Here is a 16,023-nt window from a genome sequence, read left to right as displayed (position 1 = left end):
AAATGAAGTAGGCGAACCTCTCAGTCCGCCTACAGTAGCTCACTCAGTAAACTGAGCGGCTTTTTGATCCCTCAAGGTAAAAAACTTCTCACTTTACTTGGTTTTTATCATAGCACCTCGGAGGAGCGCAACGTGGGCTAGTCCCGTTCACGGCCAGTTTCTTTAAGTCTACCCGCGAGTTACCCTGTCCTTTCAATACAAATTTTCCTGCCCCGATTGAACGGGGAGCCCCCAATAGTGTATGCCCCCCAAAATTGCCTTCTGGTTCCCGCTACCTCACGGCAGTACAGGGTATTTTCGCTCATGGGGACCAAAGATGGGCCACGTTGTTCCTGATAAGGCCGGGGGCATTATGCTTGGAAGCAGCAATAAAGTGCTAGCTTTGTGGCGTTTTGCTCTTTGGAGCACTTGCAATAGAAAAATTACATGGGAAAATTAAATCGCCTACACCAATTAACGGGCTGGCTAGTTTTTGCCGTCGCGGCGGTCGTCTACCTGCTTTCCGCCGAGCGTACGGGTAGTCTTTGGGATTGTGGAGAATTCATCCTTGGTGCCTACAAACTACAGGTCGTGCACCCTCCCGGGGCACCGCTCTTCCTGATCATCGGTCGCATATTTGCCGGCCTGGGCAGTTTGCTGTCCTCCAGTCCGGAGGCCATCGCCTACGGCGTTAACGCCATGTCTGGCATCAGCACGGCCTTCGCCGCCGCCCTGGTTTCCTGGATCACCATCCGCCTCAGCATCCTTTCCCTGCTGGGCCGGGACGAGGAAGCGGAACTCGGCAGCGGACAAACCATTGCCGTAGCCGCTGCCGGCCTCGTGGCCGGGCTGGCTACGACCTTCAGTTCTTCCATCTGGTTCTCTGCCGTGGAGGGTGAGGTATACGCCATGTCGCTCCTCTTCACCTGTCTTACGGTATGGGCCATGATCCGCTGGTACGCCAAGCCGGACACCCCGGAAGCCGACCGCTGGTTGCTCTTTGCCCTTTTTGCCTCCGGCCTGTCCATCGGGGTTCACCTGCTGTCGATTCTGACGATCCCCGCCATGGCGATCTTCTACTACTTCAAAAAATATAAGGAAACCAGCTGGCTGGGCCTCGGCCTCGCCGTGGTCACCGGCATCGGCATTATCGTCTTCATTCAGGCCTTTATCATCGTGGGTATTCCCACCATCTGGCACTTCTTTGAAATCCCGATGGTGAACAGCTTCGGCTTGCCGGTTCATTCCGGCATCGTTCCCACCATCCTGCTCATGGGGGCCATCGTCTACTTTGGCCTGCGCTACGCTCACCGCAAGCAGAGTGCCGTCTGGCAGCAGGTATTCGTGGGCTTCGCGCTCTTGTGTATTGCCTTCAGCACCGTCGGAGTCGTCGTGACCCGGGCCGCCGCCAAGACGCCGGTGAACATGAACAATCCGGACAACGTCACCAGCCTCCTTCCCTACCTCAACCGGGAGCAGTACGGTGAGCGGAGTCTGCTCTACGGTCAGACCTTCCAGGCCCAGGTCGTTTCCACCGAGGTGGAGGGTCGCTACGGGCTGGTAGGCGACAAGTACGAAGAAGACGTTACCTACAAGATTACGCCGGAGTACAACAAGAAGATGTTCTTCAGCCGGATGTACGACAACAGCCAGGGCCGCCCTGGCCTCTACGCCCAGTGGATGGGGCTGGACCCCTCCCAGCCGGTTCCCCGCGGTCGTCCGACCCAGCTGGACAACATCCGCTTCCTGTTTAACTACCAACTGGGCTGGATGTACTGGCGCTACTTCATGTGGAACTTCGCCGGCCGTCAGAACGGTGAGCAGGGCTTCTACAGCTGGGACGAAAGCTCCGGCAACTGGATCAGCGGTATCAAGTTCCTCGACGAAGCCCGACTCGGCAACCTCGACGAACTGCCCGAAGACTTCAAGAATGATCCCGCCCGGAATACGTACTACCTGCTGCCGCTGCTCTTTGGCCTGATCGGTTTGTTCTGGCACGCCGGTCGGCGTAACAAGGAATTCCTGGGGCTGCTTACCCTGTTCGTCATTACGGGTATCGGCATCATCATCTACACCAACCAGCCGCCCAACGAACCCCGGGAACGGGATTACGTACTGGTCGGCTCCTTCTTCACCTTCTGCATCTGGATGGGCATGGCCGTTCCGGCCCTCTACGAGATGGCCCGGAAATACCTCAACCAGAAAGGATTTGCCGTAGCGGGAGGTATCGGTGCCGTTGTGCTGGTGGCTCCCCTCCTGATGGGCTTCCAGAACTGGGACGATCACAGCCGCGCCCTGCATTCCGGTGCCCGCGACTACGCCCACAACTTCCTGGAGTCCGTCGATCAGGACGCGGTAATTTTCACCTACGGTGATAATGATACCTATCCGCTCTGGTACGCCCAGGAGGTGGAAGGTATTCGTCCGGACGTCCGGGTGGTCAACCTGAGCCTGATTGCCGTGGACTGGTACATCGACCTGCTCCGGTACAAGATGAACGACTCTCGTCCGTTGAACCTGACCCTGACCGCCGACCAGATGCGGGGCCGTAAGCGGAACCAGATTCCCTACTTCAACCGCGACAATATGGAGCGGCAGTGCAACCGGGATCGCCCGATGAGCCTGGAGCAATTCGTAGCCGATCTCGGCACGGATCGCCCCGTGCCCACCCAGGGTGGCGGGCAGTTTGAAACCTACTACACCAGCTGTAACGTTGGCATTCAGGTGGATCCCCGCCGTCTGCAGAGTGCGCCGTGGTTGGTTCCCGACGGGGAGCCCGTGCGCCAACGCATTCCCATCCGGGTGAACAACAACCGCCTGCTCAAGGACGAGATTGCGATTATGGACATCATTGCCTCCAACATGTATGATCGTCCCATCTACTGGGCAGTTACCTGTCAGCCCAGCAAACTGCTGGGCCTGGAGGACTACCTCGAACTGGAGGGCCTGGCCCTGAAGCTGACCGTAACCCAGAACCCCTCCGACGCCAACTACGGCATCATCGGCAGTGGGGGCGTCAACGAAGACAAGACCGCTAACCTGGTGATGAACGAGTGGATGTACGGTAACTTCGATAAGGTCGACACCCACATCAGCAGTAGTTATGCCCCCGCCATCCAGTCGCACCAGCTCGTCACCATGCGCACCATGGAGACCCTGCTGGCCAAGGGCGACAAGGAACGGGCGCTGGCCCTCGGTGATCGTTACTTCGAGGCCTTCCCCGACATGAACTTCCCCTTCTTCTACCAGACGCTGTTGATGCTCCAGCCCTACTTCCAGGCCGGAGAACCCGATCGTGCCGCGGAGGTCATCCAGCAACTGGCCCGTAACACGGCCGACCGCCTGGATTACTTCGACAGCCTGGACGAGGAGATCATCAACACCAGCTACCGCCGGGAACTGAGCCAGGCGCGCAACATCGTGCAGCAGCTGCTGCTGCAGCTGCGCGTCAGTGGCAGCCCCGAGCTGCGGTCTTCCGTGGAGGCCATCCTCGGCAACCACCTCTACCTCCTGCCCGATCAGGACGGTCGCCTGCCGGGATAAGTTGAATCCCGTGTGAACCACAAAAGCCGCTTCCCGATGGGGGAGCGGCTTTTGTGGTTTTACCTCCCTTCAGTAGACAATGCTCCCAGTCAGAAGGTAGCCCATAAGATACCCTTCGAGACCATGGAATAGTCCCCGGTGGCTTCTTGGTGAGCGACCAAATTTCGGACGCCTGGTCTTCACCGTTACGGGTGCATCGTACCTTAGGTCAAAAGAATCAAAAAGCCCCAAATAGATGACGTACGAAATTGATAAAGCCATCGAAATTCTAAGCCGGACTCCCTTAGTGCTGGAAACTTTACTGAACGGAATTTCAGAAGAATGGGTGAGGTCAAATGAAGGAGCAAACACCTGGAGTCCCTACGATATCGTCGGACACTTTATTCACGGAGAGAAAACGGACTGGATTCCGAGGGCCAGGATCATTTTATCGGACGCGACGGATAAGACCTTTGCGCCCTTCGATAGATTTGCCCAGGAGCGAGAAGACCAGGCAAAGCCTATCACCGAATTATTAGCGGAATTCAAGTCCCTGCGGAAAGCGAACATTAAAGCATTACGATCGCTGGGAGTCAATGATTCAACGCTTCAGAAAACGGGGATGCACCCTGAGCTAGGAGAAGCCAACCTGAAGGAATTATTGTCTACCTGGGTAGTACATGATCTGGGGCATATTGCTCAAATGACTAGAGTAATGGCAAAGCAATATAAAACGGAAGTCGGGCCGTGGAAGGCGTATCTGACCATTCTAAAGAAGTAACTCAAACACCCCGCTTGATTTTGGTAGTCCATAACTCCCCCCTACCTTATACGAAAGTCACGGTCCTCCGTTTATTCCATCACCTTTAGGAACAACTAGAGTCTTCTACGGATGGTGATTGTCAGCAATCACTCTTCAGGTTATTCGGCCCTTTTCATTCTGGAAAACGGAAATCCATTACAGCCGGTCATGAGATTGGACTTATCCGTATTGACACTATCAATGGCGTTTTCAACGCTAATTTCATCGTAGCTACTGAAGCATAAGGCCCACTCGTAGGGGGCCATACCGTCAAGCTTTTGGTAGTCAATCCTCGTAAATAAAGCGGGGGCGAAGGTATTCAGCGAATCATTTTGCAGGATTAAATATCCTTCGGCAACATTTACGTTGAGGAGGTGGAACCTATCGTTAGGCAACAGACGAATTTCCTTTTGGTCGATTTGATAGCTAATGCCGTAGTCGTCTTCAAATTCGCCAAGTAGAAAGGTAGGCAGGGAGTTGGGGTGGTGTTTAGGAACGGCGGCGCACGAAAGCTGGAACAGCACGTAGGACATTAGTCCCACAAAAACCAGCATTCTACTTACTGACACCATATCATTGTCCGTTTTATCTCCACAGCCATGGTGGCTCAGCAAATATATTTGTTTTCGGACGGCTACCGTCCGGGAACTTCCTTAGGGATAGCGACCATTGGCCTGAGGCCATCACAAGCTGAAATTCTCCCGTAGCTTGGTCGCCTCTGTTTCTCTGCGCCTTGAGTCGGATGTAGGGGTAGAATAGATCGTTGAAACGAACCAGCAATCAGCGTTCAATGTGATAAAGTAAAGCCATGATCAAAAAGCAGTTATTATTACTCCCGTTGATCTTCTTTGTTTCCTGTCAGGAAGATGATCCCGTCATTCCTGAACCAGAGCTCTTCACAACGGACGCCAATCCAGTGTATCAAAGCCCCTTGAATCTCGCGGCGGACCCTGGAATAGTAAGAAGTTCCGACACGCTGTTTCTGTATTTTTCGGCCGCTGATTATGAGATTGGGGTAGTCTATTCCCTGGACGATGGAACGACCTGGACAACCCCCGATCGTGATACGGAAAACGATTATGGTGCCCTCAGCGGGCAATCCGACCACTGGGACCAAACCCTGGAGACCGTCGACGTAATTAAGGTGAATGGTTTGTACTACATGTACTACACCGGATATCGAGAAAACGAAAGCGACAACGAGCACGTAGAAAATTATGAAATTGGCTTGGCGACTTCTATTAATGGCATTGATTTTACAAGACATCCGACCAGTATAACCAGCCCGATACTCGCTCGAGACCTGAGGGACGATAATTCAAATGATCGTCACGCGATGACTAGTCCAGCGGTGCAATACGTTGACGGGTTATTTTTCATGACCTATACCGGATGGAACGTTGCTATGGACTGGACGGGGCCTAATGCGGGCTTTAAAATCCTTGGTGCTACTTCAACGGATGGGGTTAACTGGACGAAGCTTCCCGATCCTTTGATTGAATCATCTGATATCGTTTTTAGCCAGGACATTAATGAATCGTCTCTGGTTTATTCACCGGAAAGTAATCAATGGTACATCCCCTTCTCAACGGATAGATCCATCGGGTTGGCCCGGTCAACTAATTTCTCGGGGCCGTACGACATTTATCCGCAGGCAATAATCAACCCCAATGATTCCTGGGCTGGAGAAGTGACGGCACCGGACGGAATAATTGAAGATGGGAAACTGAAACTTTGGTTTCATGGCGTGCAAACCCCGGAATACTGGCCGTGGGTTATCGGATACGCAGAAGCCGACTTTCCTTTGAATTGGTAGTTTTGAAAAAGGAATAGGAATGACCTTTTCTGGCGATTATTACCAATATTGAACCATATATAGTAAAACATGCAGGAGACGGAAATAAAAATTCAATGTAGCGACGGAGTAAAACTCTCGGGTACACTATTCGAGCCGTCGCAGGCGAAAGCGGCCGTCATGATCGCCCCCGCCACGGGCATTAAGCGGCAGTTTTACCGGGCCTTCGCCAAACATCTGGTGGGAAAAGGATTCGCCGTCGTGACCTTCGACAATCGGGGTATCGGGCAATCCCTTCAGGGGGCCATCAACGCCGGCGATCCTTCCCTGATCAACTGGGGCACCCTGGACATGACGGCGGTGCTGGACGATCTGATGGCCAGATACCCCGGGCAGGATTACCATTTGGTCGGACACAGTGCGGGCGGACAGCTGGTCGGCCTCATGAAAAACGCCACGGCCCTGACCTCCATGTTCAACTTTGCCAGCTCTTCCGGGAGCATCCATAACGCTGAGTACCCCTTCAAGATCAAGTCGGCCTTCTACCTGAATTTCTTCATCCCGGTGAGTAACCTTCTGTTCGGGCACACGAAATCGCAGTGGGTGGGCATGGGCGAGCCCCTACCCAAAAACGTAAGCCGCGAGTGGTCAAGGTGGTGCAACGGGAAGGGGTACGTAAAGGTCGATTTGGACACAAAAATCAAGGACCACCTTTACGACCAACTGGAATTTCCTTCGCTGTGGGTACACGCCACGGACGATGACATCGCCAACTACGACAACGTCAAAGATATGGTCCGGGTGTTCTCGAAAATGAACGCCGAAATAATTACGCTGTCCCCGCAAGCCTACGGATTTAAATACATCGGGCACATGAAATTCTTCAGCAAACGGAGAAGTGCTCTGTGGGCTCTGGCCGTTGACTGGTTGGAGAAGAACTAGCCTGGGGGGCGTAAATTAGAATCAAATACTATGGATTTCACCACCTGGCTTTCCTACGTGGGTACCGTTTTTCTTCTGGCCATCACCCCTGGCCCCAGCGTACTCCTGGCCACCGCTAACAGTATGAAATTCGGAAGGGAAAAAGTCCTGGGAACTGTTGCCGGAGATTTAACGGCCAATCTCTGCCAAATCATCCTGGCCTCAATTGGGCTAGCGACCATCGTCGTTTCTTCGGGAACCTTATTTCAGGCCATCAAGTGGCTGGGGGTAGCCTATTTGATTTATATGGGAATCTCGAAAATAATCTCAAAGCCACAAATACAGCTTGAGACCGGAGCAGAAGAAAAAGGAAGCTTTTCGAAATTGTTCCTGGAAGGCTTCTTAATGTCCGCCGCCAACCCAAAAGCAATTGTCTTTTTTGCCGCACTCTTCCCGCTGTTTCTAAATAGTGCGCAACCCGTCATCCCGCAAATCGTCATTCTAGCCATTACTTTTCTGACCATCGACGGGCTTTCATTATTTACCTACGCCACCTTCGCGGAACAATTAAAGTCCTATCTGGAAAACCAGGAGAAAGTCCACTTACAGAATAAAATAGTTGGAGTCCTCCTAATACTAAGTGGTCTGCTACTTTCAATGGTTAAGCGAGCAAATACATAGAAAATGAAGAAGAAAAATCTGGTGGGCAACCTCATTTATGACGGCAATATTTATGACGGCATGAATACGCAGGTAGATGACATCGCCTTCTACCGGCGTTGGCTCCCGAAAAATAAGGACGCCCGAATTTTGGAGCTTTGTTGTGGCACCGGTCGCATTACCATTCCCATCGCTCAAGCGGGATATTCCGTTACCGGAGTAGACCACATGCCTTCCATGCTAAAGAAAGCAAAGATTAAGGCGGCAAGCGCAGGTGCAAAGATCAAATTTATTCAAGCAGACATCCGGGCGCTCGACCTCAAGGAGCAGTACGACTTTATCTTCATTCCCTTCAATTCCATTCACCACATGTATGAGAATGAAGATCTCTTCAATATGCTCAAAAACGTGAAAGACCACCTGAAGGAAGGTGGCCTTTTTTTGTTTGACTGCTTCAATCCCAGTCTGGAATACATCGTAGCCAGCAGTAAAGAAGAAAAAGAGGCGGCAAACTATACTACGGAAGATGGTCGGGCAATCGTGATCAAACAAACTATGCGCTACGAAAAAGACACCCAGATAAACCGGATTAAGTGGCACTTCTATATTAATGGTGAGTTTGATTCTACCCAAGAACTCGACATGAGGATGTTCTATCCCCAAGAATTAAATACCTACCTCAAGTGGAGTGGGTTTGACATCCTCCACAAATTCGGGAGCTTCGAGGAAAAGGCGTTTAGTGGCGAGTTTGATAAGCAGATCTTTGTTTGCCGGTAACCAGGTGAAAGATCTGGATTTCCTATTGACGACTCAGCCTCATCCGCGTATCTTATTGGTATTATCACAGTATCAACTCCCCCATCCCAACCAAAACCACCGCCATGGCCTACGATGAACTTTTCGCCGACCGCGTCGCCAATACCCTGACCGGACTCGGCGCCACCTACGACACCCGCAAAATGATGGGCGGACTTGTCTTCATGGTCCGGGGTAACATGTGCGTGGGCGTAGCCACCGACAAGGAAACCGGAGAGCACCGCCTGATGGCCCGCATCGGGCGGGCCGCCGAGGAAGCCACCCGCTCCCGACCCGGACAACGGGAGATGGCCTTCACCGGCAGGAAAATGAAGGACTTTGTTTTCGTCTACCCCGAAGGCACCGATCGAGAGGAAGACCTCACCTTTTGGGTGCAGTCTGCGCTTGATTTTGTGGCCGAGCTTCCGCCAAAGTGAGCAAGAATCGGATTGCGCTCGCCTGCCTAAGGCTCGAATTTTGGGTAATCAAAAAACTTCAACCCCAAAATAATGGCAACCGACTTCATCATTTCTGGCATTCAAAAAGCCGAAATCCAACACCTTTTTTCGCTGTCCAACGAAGAGCTCACCTCCCGGGGCATCACCCGGATGACCGTAGATGAGTACCCCGGCTATCCCTGTCGGCTAAGTTTAGAGGACGCCCCAATCGGGGAAGAGGTGCTCGCCTTTAATTATGAGCATCACGCCATCCAATCACCTTACCGGGCCTCGGGGCCCGTTTTTGTTCGGCTGAACCAGGAAGCTGCCCAACTAGAGAAGAACGAAATCCCCGCCATGCTCCTACACCGCTACCTCTCGCTGCGGGTTTACGATGATCACGGAATGATGATCGACGCCACGACCGTTGTGGGAGAACACCTGGAAGACGCCATCCAGACCATCTTCAGGGATCCCGCAGCCAAATACATTCAGGTACACAACGCCCGCCCCGGCTGCTATAACTGTCAGGTTGATCGGATTCCTAAAGGCCCCGGAGGGGACTTCCTCCAATAGCGAGGTCTGCAATCCGATGCGCTGCGTCGGATCAGGGCCTTGCGATCATTGATCTCCGGCACAACCCTAACCTCCCCACCAAACCCCAATTTCCTACCTTTAGCCCCATGCCAACATTAATGGACAACGCCCGGGGCTTCGCGGACCGGGAAGCCATCGTATCGGAAGGAACCGTTTATACCTACGGGGAATTAATGGCCGCCGCCAACGGCGTCTCCCGCAAGCTACTTGCCGGAAAGGGGAGCCTTCGGGAAGCACGGATTGCCTTCATTGTGCCCCCGTCCTTCGAGTACGTGAGTTGCCAGTGGGGTATCTGGCAGGCCGGTGGCATTGCCGTCCCCCTTTGCGTGGACCATCCGTTGCCCTCCCTCCGCTACGTACTGGAAGACAGTCAGGCCAACGCCCTGATCGTCCACCCCGATTACGAAGAATTGCTCCGGGATACCGCCCGGGAACTGGACGTCCGTTTCCTTCCCCTGGAAGCGTTCTCCTCCGCCCCCAACTTTGCCGTTCCCGAGTCTCCGGCACCTGCGCTGCGCGCCCAAATTCTGTACACCAGCGGCACCACCAACCTGCCCAAGGGGGTGGTGACCACCCACGCCAACATCGAGCAACAGATCCGGACGCTGGTGGAGGCCTGGGAGTGGTCCGCCGACGACCGCATTCTGAACATCCTGCCCCTGCACCACGTGCACGGCATCATCAACGTCGTCAGCTGCGCCCTCTGGAGCGGTGCCCGGGTGGAATTTCTTCCCCGCTTCTCCGCGAAGACGGTCTGGGAGAAAATGGCGACCGGAGCCATCACCCGCTTCATGGCCGTGCCCACCATTTACTTCAAGCTCATCAGTTTCTGGGAGCAGCAATCGCCGGAAGAACGGGACCGCCTCAGCACCGGTGCCCAACGGCTCAACCTGATGATTTCCGGCTCCGCCGCCCTGCCCGTCCCCATACTGGAACGCTGGCGTAGCCTCACCGGTCACACCCTGCTGGAGCGCTACGGGATGACCGAAATCGGCATGGCGCTCTCCAACAGTTTCCGGGGGGAGCGCCGCGCCGGTCACGTGGGCAAACCCCTGCCCGGCGTAGAGCTGCGCCTCGTCGATGGCGACGAACAACCCATCTTGGAGGAGCACGTCCCCGGGGAAATCCAGGTTCGGGGTCCGAGCGTCTTCCGGGAATACTGGCAAAAACCCGCGGCCACCGCGGAGGCCTTCACCGCCGACGGCTGGTTCCGCACCGGCGACGTGGCCGAGCGCAACGACGGTATGTTCCGCATTCTGGGTCGGGATTCGGTGGACATCATCAAGTCCGGCGGCTACAAAATTTCCGCCCTGGAAATTGAGGCCGTCCTCCTCCGCCACCCCGCCGTTGACCGCTGCGCCGTGGTCGGGCTGCCCGACGAAGAGTGGGGAGAAATCGTGGCGGCCGCCGTCGTACCCACCGCTCCCAACCCGGACTTTGCGGCCATTTCCGACTGGCTCCGGGAGCAAATTCCCGCCTACCGGCTTCCCCGCCGGTGGCTGGCCGTAGACGCCCTGCCCCGCAACACCATCGGCAAGGTGACCAAGAAACCGCTCAAAGAATTGTTCTGATGGATTTTCTCACCGCCTTTCCTTACTGGGGTATCCTGGTCCTCGTTGCCCTTAATGCCTTCCTGGTCATCCGCCGTGACGTGGAAGTAGAATCGCGTGACGACGAAGGTCCCACCCACTAAGCCGTCCGTCCGTGGAATACTTGCAAGAAAACTTTTTCGTCCTCTTCCTGACCCTGCTCTACGTGGGGGGCTGCCTCTACGTAGGGTGGTACTTCAAGCAGCGGGCCTCCGCCGGCGTCGCGGATTATTACGTGGCCAAGCGGCAGATACCCGGCTGGGTGGTTTCGCTGGCCTTCTTTTCCACCTCGGCGAGCACCAACACCTACATTGGTCAGGCCGGAAAGTCGTTTCAGTTCGGCCTGAGCTGGGCCTGGATGGGCTTCATCTGGACCATCTTCTGCATCATCTCCTGGCAGCTGCTGGGGCCCCGCATGCGCACCCAGACGGCCCGCCTGCAGTCGTACACCATCCCGGATTATTTCCATCTGCGCTACCAGAGCGACCTGGCGAAGGGCATCCGTATCCTGAGTGCCTTCATCATTCTCTTCGCCACGGCCTGGTACATGGTTGGTATCGCCAAGGGCTGCGCCAACGTACTCGAAACCGTACTGGACGTTCCCTACGCCTGGGGTGCCTTCGCCATCATCTTCATCACCTGCGCCTATACCATCTGGGGCGGCATGTACAGCGTTTTATGGACGGACGCCATCCAGGGCATCATCATGTTCGGGGTGGCCATTCTGATGCTGATGCTGCCCTTCATTTTCGCGGGCGGAACGGAGGAACTCATGACCCGCATTGCCGAGGTGGAGCACCCCACCCGCAGCGGGGAGCCGATGGGAAATGGACTGGTCACCTTCGGCGGCCTGGTCTCCTTTCTTTACATCCTCGGCATTGGTCTGTCCATCGGGATGAAGCAAATTTCGGAGCCCAAAAACCTGATCCGCTTCTACTCCATTGACAACGCCAAGAGTATGCGCTTCGCCATGATCTGGACGCCGGTGTTCCTTGGCGTTTCTCTGGTCTGCGTCATGGGACTGGGGGCGCTGGTGCACGGCATGGTGACCCAGGAAGAAGCGGCCTACCTCATTCAGGACACCGACAAGGTCGTAGGCTTCATGCTCGACAAATTCGACAACAAGATCGTGAGTGGCATCTGCGTCGCCGGGCTCTTCGCGGCGGGCATGTCTTCCCTGGCCTCCGTGATCATCATCATCGGCACCGCCTTCGTCAAGGACATCTGGCACGTGCTGCGCCCCATGCCCGAGGAACGCATCATTCCCCGCACGAAGTGGGCCATGCTAGGTTACTGCGGGCTGGTCTTTGTGCTCACGCTCTATCCCATCGCGGGCATCGTGGAGCTGACGGCCTTCGCCGGCGCGGTCTTTGCGGCCAGCTTCTTTCCGGCCATTTTTGGCGGACTTTACCTCCGCTGGGGCACGGACCTTGGGGCCCTGGCCAGCATGGTCGTCGGGATGTTCACCAACGTCATCTGGCGCTTCGGTTTCCGCTTTAACTACGCCGGGCTGCAGGACGTACACGAGATCATTCCGGCTTTCCTGCTGTCGCTGCTCACCTACCTCGTCGTCAGTAAAATGACCCAGGGGCGGCGTCCGGAAGTGGCTCACCTTCGCAAAGTCTTCGGCGCATAAATTGGGGCGAGGGGCCGCAGGTGCAGAGTGGGTTGGTGGTGCTTTGGATTGTTGGTCCATTACTAATTTAGTAGGTATTCCTTCCCCAACAGACTAACAGACCAACAGACTAACAGACTAACAGACTAACAGACTAACAGACTAACAGACTAAATTACCAAAAGCCTAACTTACCAACTCCCTCCCCATGACCATTCCCCAATTCAAGCAGTGCCTGGACGACATCCTCGGCTGGTGGATGAACACCATGATTGACCGGGAACACGGCGGGTTTTACGGTCGTGTTGACGGTTACGGTCAGCTGCATCCCACGGCGGATAAGGGCGTCATCCTCAACACCCGGATTCTTTGGGGATTTGCGGCGGCGGCCCGGGCGACGGGAAGGGAAGATTACCGTCAAATGGCCGATCGGGCCTACCGTTATCTCGTCGACCACTTTCTCGACCGGGAACACGGTGGCCTCTACTGGATGCTCGACCATCGGGGGCGGCCCAAAGACGGCCGCAAGCAGGTCTACGCTCAGGCCTTTGGCCTGTATGCCTTCTCGGAATATTACCTCCTCACCCGCCAGGCCGAGCACGCCGAAATGGTGTGGGCCTTCTTCCGGCTCATCGAAGACCACGCCTACGACGAGCAGTACGGCGGCTACCTGGAGGCCTTCACCCGGGAGTGGCGGCTACCCGAAGATTTTCGGCTGAGTCCGCGGGACCTCAACGCCGCCAAGAGCATGAACACCCACCTCCACGTCATGGAGGCCTACACCAACTGCCTGCGCACCAACGCCCACCCGGCGGTGCGGGGAGCGCTGGGACAGCTCATCGAGGTGATGCTCCGTCGCTTCGTGCGACCGGATTCCGGCCACCTGCACCTTTTCTTCGACGCCGACTGGACGCTCCGCGCCGAAATCGATTCCTACGGGCACGACATCGAGTGCAGCTGGTTGCTGACCGAAGCGGCCGAAAGCTTCCGGGTTTTTGCGCCGGCCCTCGTCGAGCGCACCGAAGCCGTGGCCCTCCTGATGGCCCGCACCAGCCGCGAGCGCGGCATCTTCCCCGACGGCGCCTTCCGGACGGAGGCCGCCGAGGACCTGGTGGATACCGACCGCCACTGGTGGCCCCAGGCCGAAGCCATCGTTGGTTTCTACAACGCCCATCAGCTAACGGGAGACGTGGACTACCGCGCAGCGGCCGAAAGCATCTGGGCCTACACCCGGGGGCACTTCATCCTGCCGGAAGGAGAATGGCACTGGCGGCTCAACCAGGACGGCACGCCCAACCCGACGGAAGACCTGGCCGGCCCCTGGAAAGCCCCCTATCACAATGTGCGGATGTGCCTGGAGATGATGCGGCGGCTGGGGGAGTAGCGACAAGGCATGCCTTGTCGCCAACCGTGCGCGAACGGGCAGGGCCCCAAAACAACGTTGTAGAACCCGTTCCCGAGAGAATTTCACCGGTCTCGTCGTAGATATACATATTTACGACCCGCCCGCTAACTGCCGGGGTTTTCCACCAAAAAACTACCGAAACGAAGCCCCCGTTATCCACCGTGGAAAAAGCGTTTAAGCTACTGATTTCAATGTACTTAGGGGTATGAACTGTTGAAAAACGAACACTCTTCCACACTTCTCCACCGCCCATTAACTGGTTCTCAACAGCTTTTCCACGCCTTTCTCCACGGCCCCGCGGGAAAACTTTGGCACCTGCGGCCGCGCCCCGTACCTTACCTTTGTTTCGAGCAATGGCAAAGGACAAAAAATCATCCCGACGCGCCGCCAGCAGCGGCAATAACTCCTGGAGTAACCGCAGTCGCCTCGAACAGGCGAACCTGCCCGAATACAGCAAATTACCGCCCCAAGCCCCCGATCTGGAAGAAGCTATTTTGAGTGCCATTCTCATCGAGAAGGAAGCCATGACCAAGGTGCTCGACATCATCGAGCCGGAGTCCTTCTACAAGCCCGCCCACCAGGCCATTTACCGCAGTATGCGCCGGCTCTTCGAACGGAGCCAGCCCATTGACCTGCTGATGGTCATGGAAGACCTGAAGAAGGCCGAAGAACTGGAAATGGTGGGTGGCCCCGCCTACCTGGCGCAGCTGACCAGCAAGGTGACCAGCTCGGCGAACATCGAATACCACGCCCGGATCGTCACCGAGAAATTCATTCAGCGGGAGCTGATCCGGACCAGCACCGAGGTCATCAAAGATGCCTACGAAGACAGCACCGACGTGCTGGACCTCCTCGATAAAGCCGGCAACTTCGTTTTTGAAATTACCGAGCGCAACATGGGTAAACAGGTGGCCGACATGGGCTCCCTGGCCAACCAGTTGCTGGAGCAGCTCACCATGCTGCGTGAACGGGAGGACGGGCTGACGGGCATCCCCACCGGCTTCACGGAGCTGGACCGCCTGACCTCCGGCCTACAACCCTCGGACCTCATCATCGTCGCGGCACGTCCCGCGATGGGTAAAACGAGCTTCGTCCTCTCCCTGGCCCGCAACGCCGCCGCCGACTACGGCAAGGGCGTGGCCATCTTCAGCCTCGAGATGAGCTCGGCCCAGCTGGCGGGCCGTATTTTCAGTCAGGACGCCGAAGTCAATGGACAGAAGATGCGGAACGGCAAATTCGACGACGACGAATGGACCCGGTTGGTGGACGCCATGAACCGTATCGGGGAAGCCCCCATCTACATCGACGATACGGCCGGCATCAACGTCTTTGAACTCCGCGCCAAATGCCGGCGCCTCAAACTGGAAAAGGGCATCTCGATGGTCATCATCGACTACCTTCAGCTGATGTCCGGCTCCGGCGAATCCAACAAGGGGATGAACCGGGAGCAGGAGGTTTCCGGCATCAGTCGCTCGCTCAAAGCCCTCGCCAAAGAACTCGAAGTTCCCGTCATCGCCCTGTCCCAGCTCAGTCGGGCCGTAGAAACCCGGGGCGGAGATAAACGGCCGCAGCTCAGCGACTTACGCGAAAGTGGTTCGATTGAACAGGACGCCGACATGGTGATGTTCCTCTACCGCCCGGAGTACTACAAAATCCTGGAGGACGAGCAGGGCAACTCCCTCATCGGCACGGCAGAGGTGATCGTGGGTAAGAACCGCCACGGAGAAGCCAAGGACATCCGCCTACGCTTCGAGAGTAACTTCGCCAAGTTCTCCGACCTGGACGACCCTGACTTTGACCTCCTGCCCGACAACACCATCCAGCCCGGCACCGCCCCCTACGGCGGCGGCACACTGCCCTCCAAAATGAATACCGACGAGGACATTCCCTTTTAAAGGATTGAAGG

General features: G+C 55.9%; 14 protein-coding genes. 13 read left to right on the top strand and 1 reads right to left on the bottom strand.

The window, feature by feature from the left end; all coding sequences use genetic code 11:
- Positions 1 to 426 precede the first annotated feature (426 nt).
- Positions 427 to 3,522 (top strand): DUF2723 domain-containing protein, encoded by a 3,096-nt coding sequence (locus tag E1J53_RS13985; RefSeq protein ID WP_134273068.1) that lies wholly within the window; start codon positions 427 to 429, stop codon positions 3,520 to 3,522.
- A gap of 235 nt (positions 3,523 to 3,757) precedes the next feature.
- Entirely contained in the window at positions 3,758 to 4,282 is a 525-nt protein-coding gene (locus E1J53_RS13980) for a DinB family protein (RefSeq protein ID WP_134273067.1), read from the top strand.
- 140 nt (positions 4,283 to 4,422) lie between these two features.
- Here E1J53_RS13980 and E1J53_RS13975 read toward each other — a convergent pair whose 3' ends face one another.
- The gene (locus E1J53_RS13975) at positions 4,423 to 4,875 is read right to left on the bottom strand and encodes a hypothetical protein (RefSeq protein ID WP_134273066.1); all 453 of its coding nucleotides are present in this window, start codon (positions 4,873 to 4,875) and stop codon (positions 4,423 to 4,425) included.
- A 236-nt stretch (positions 4,876 to 5,111) separates the two neighbouring features.
- Between E1J53_RS13975 and E1J53_RS13970 the strand changes: the two genes are divergently transcribed.
- The 11 genes from E1J53_RS13970 (at position 5,112) to dnaB (ending at position 16,012) form a co-directional block, all read left to right on the top strand.
- A complete protein-coding gene (locus tag E1J53_RS13970) occupies positions 5,112 to 6,119 on the top strand; it encodes a hypothetical protein (protein WP_134273065.1) in 1,008 nt (335 codons plus the stop codon).
- Between the two features lie 69 nt (positions 6,120 to 6,188).
- On the top strand, positions 6,189 to 7,040 hold the full coding sequence (locus E1J53_RS13965) for an alpha/beta fold hydrolase (protein WP_134273064.1): 852 nt from the start codon (positions 6,189 to 6,191) through the stop codon (positions 7,038 to 7,040).
- Between the two features lie 30 nt (positions 7,041 to 7,070).
- The gene (locus E1J53_RS13960; RefSeq protein WP_134273063.1) at positions 7,071 to 7,700 is read left to right on the top strand and encodes a LysE family translocator; all 630 of its coding nucleotides are present in this window, start codon (positions 7,071 to 7,073) and stop codon (positions 7,698 to 7,700) included.
- Positions 7,701 to 7,703: 3 nt separating this feature from the next.
- Positions 7,704 to 8,456, top strand: coding sequence for a bifunctional 2-polyprenyl-6-hydroxyphenol methylase/3-demethylubiquinol 3-O-methyltransferase UbiG (locus E1J53_RS13955; protein WP_134273062.1), 753 nt, complete (start codon positions 7,704 to 7,706; stop codon positions 8,454 to 8,456).
- Between the two features lie 104 nt (positions 8,457 to 8,560).
- Entirely contained in the window at positions 8,561 to 8,911 is a 351-nt protein-coding gene (locus tag E1J53_RS13950) for a TfoX/Sxy family protein (RefSeq protein WP_134273061.1), read from the top strand.
- Positions 8,912 to 8,983: 72 nt separating this feature from the next.
- The gene (locus E1J53_RS13945) at positions 8,984 to 9,487 is read left to right on the top strand and encodes a DUF1203 domain-containing protein (protein ID WP_134273060.1); all 504 of its coding nucleotides are present in this window, start codon (positions 8,984 to 8,986) and stop codon (positions 9,485 to 9,487) included.
- Between the two features lie 107 nt (positions 9,488 to 9,594).
- Entirely contained in the window at positions 9,595 to 11,079 is a 1,485-nt protein-coding gene (locus E1J53_RS13940; protein WP_134273059.1) for an acyl-CoA synthetase, read from the top strand.
- Positions 11,079 to 11,201, top strand: coding sequence for a hypothetical protein (locus tag E1J53_RS24470; RefSeq protein WP_256366207.1), 123 nt, complete (start codon positions 11,079 to 11,081; stop codon positions 11,199 to 11,201). The genes E1J53_RS13940 and E1J53_RS24470 overlap by 1 nt, the downstream gene beginning before the upstream one ends.
- An 11-nt stretch (positions 11,202 to 11,212) precedes the next feature.
- Positions 11,213 to 12,733: a hypothetical protein gene (locus E1J53_RS13935; RefSeq protein WP_134273058.1), complete on the top strand. Its 1,521-nt coding sequence runs from the start codon at positions 11,213 to 11,215 to the stop codon at positions 12,731 to 12,733.
- A gap of 187 nt (positions 12,734 to 12,920) precedes the next feature.
- Positions 12,921 to 14,096 carry an AGE family epimerase/isomerase gene (locus tag E1J53_RS13930; RefSeq protein WP_134273057.1) on the top strand — a complete coding sequence of 392 codons (1,176 nt, stop codon included), beginning with the start codon at positions 12,921 to 12,923 and terminating at the stop codon, positions 14,094 to 14,096.
- A 374-nt stretch (positions 14,097 to 14,470) separates the two neighbouring features.
- Complete coding sequence (dnaB, locus tag E1J53_RS13925; RefSeq protein WP_134273056.1) at positions 14,471 to 16,012, top strand: replicative DNA helicase; 1,542 nt, start codon at positions 14,471 to 14,473, stop codon at positions 16,010 to 16,012.
- Positions 16,013 to 16,023: the final 11 nt, after the last annotated feature.

This window comes from Lewinella sp. W8 (assembly GCF_004375085.3).
Classification (GTDB): domain Bacteria; phylum Bacteroidota; class Bacteroidia; order Chitinophagales; family Saprospiraceae; genus Neolewinella.
Note: the sequence above shows the minus strand (reverse complement) of the source record. Positions and strands in the feature narration are given on the sequence as shown.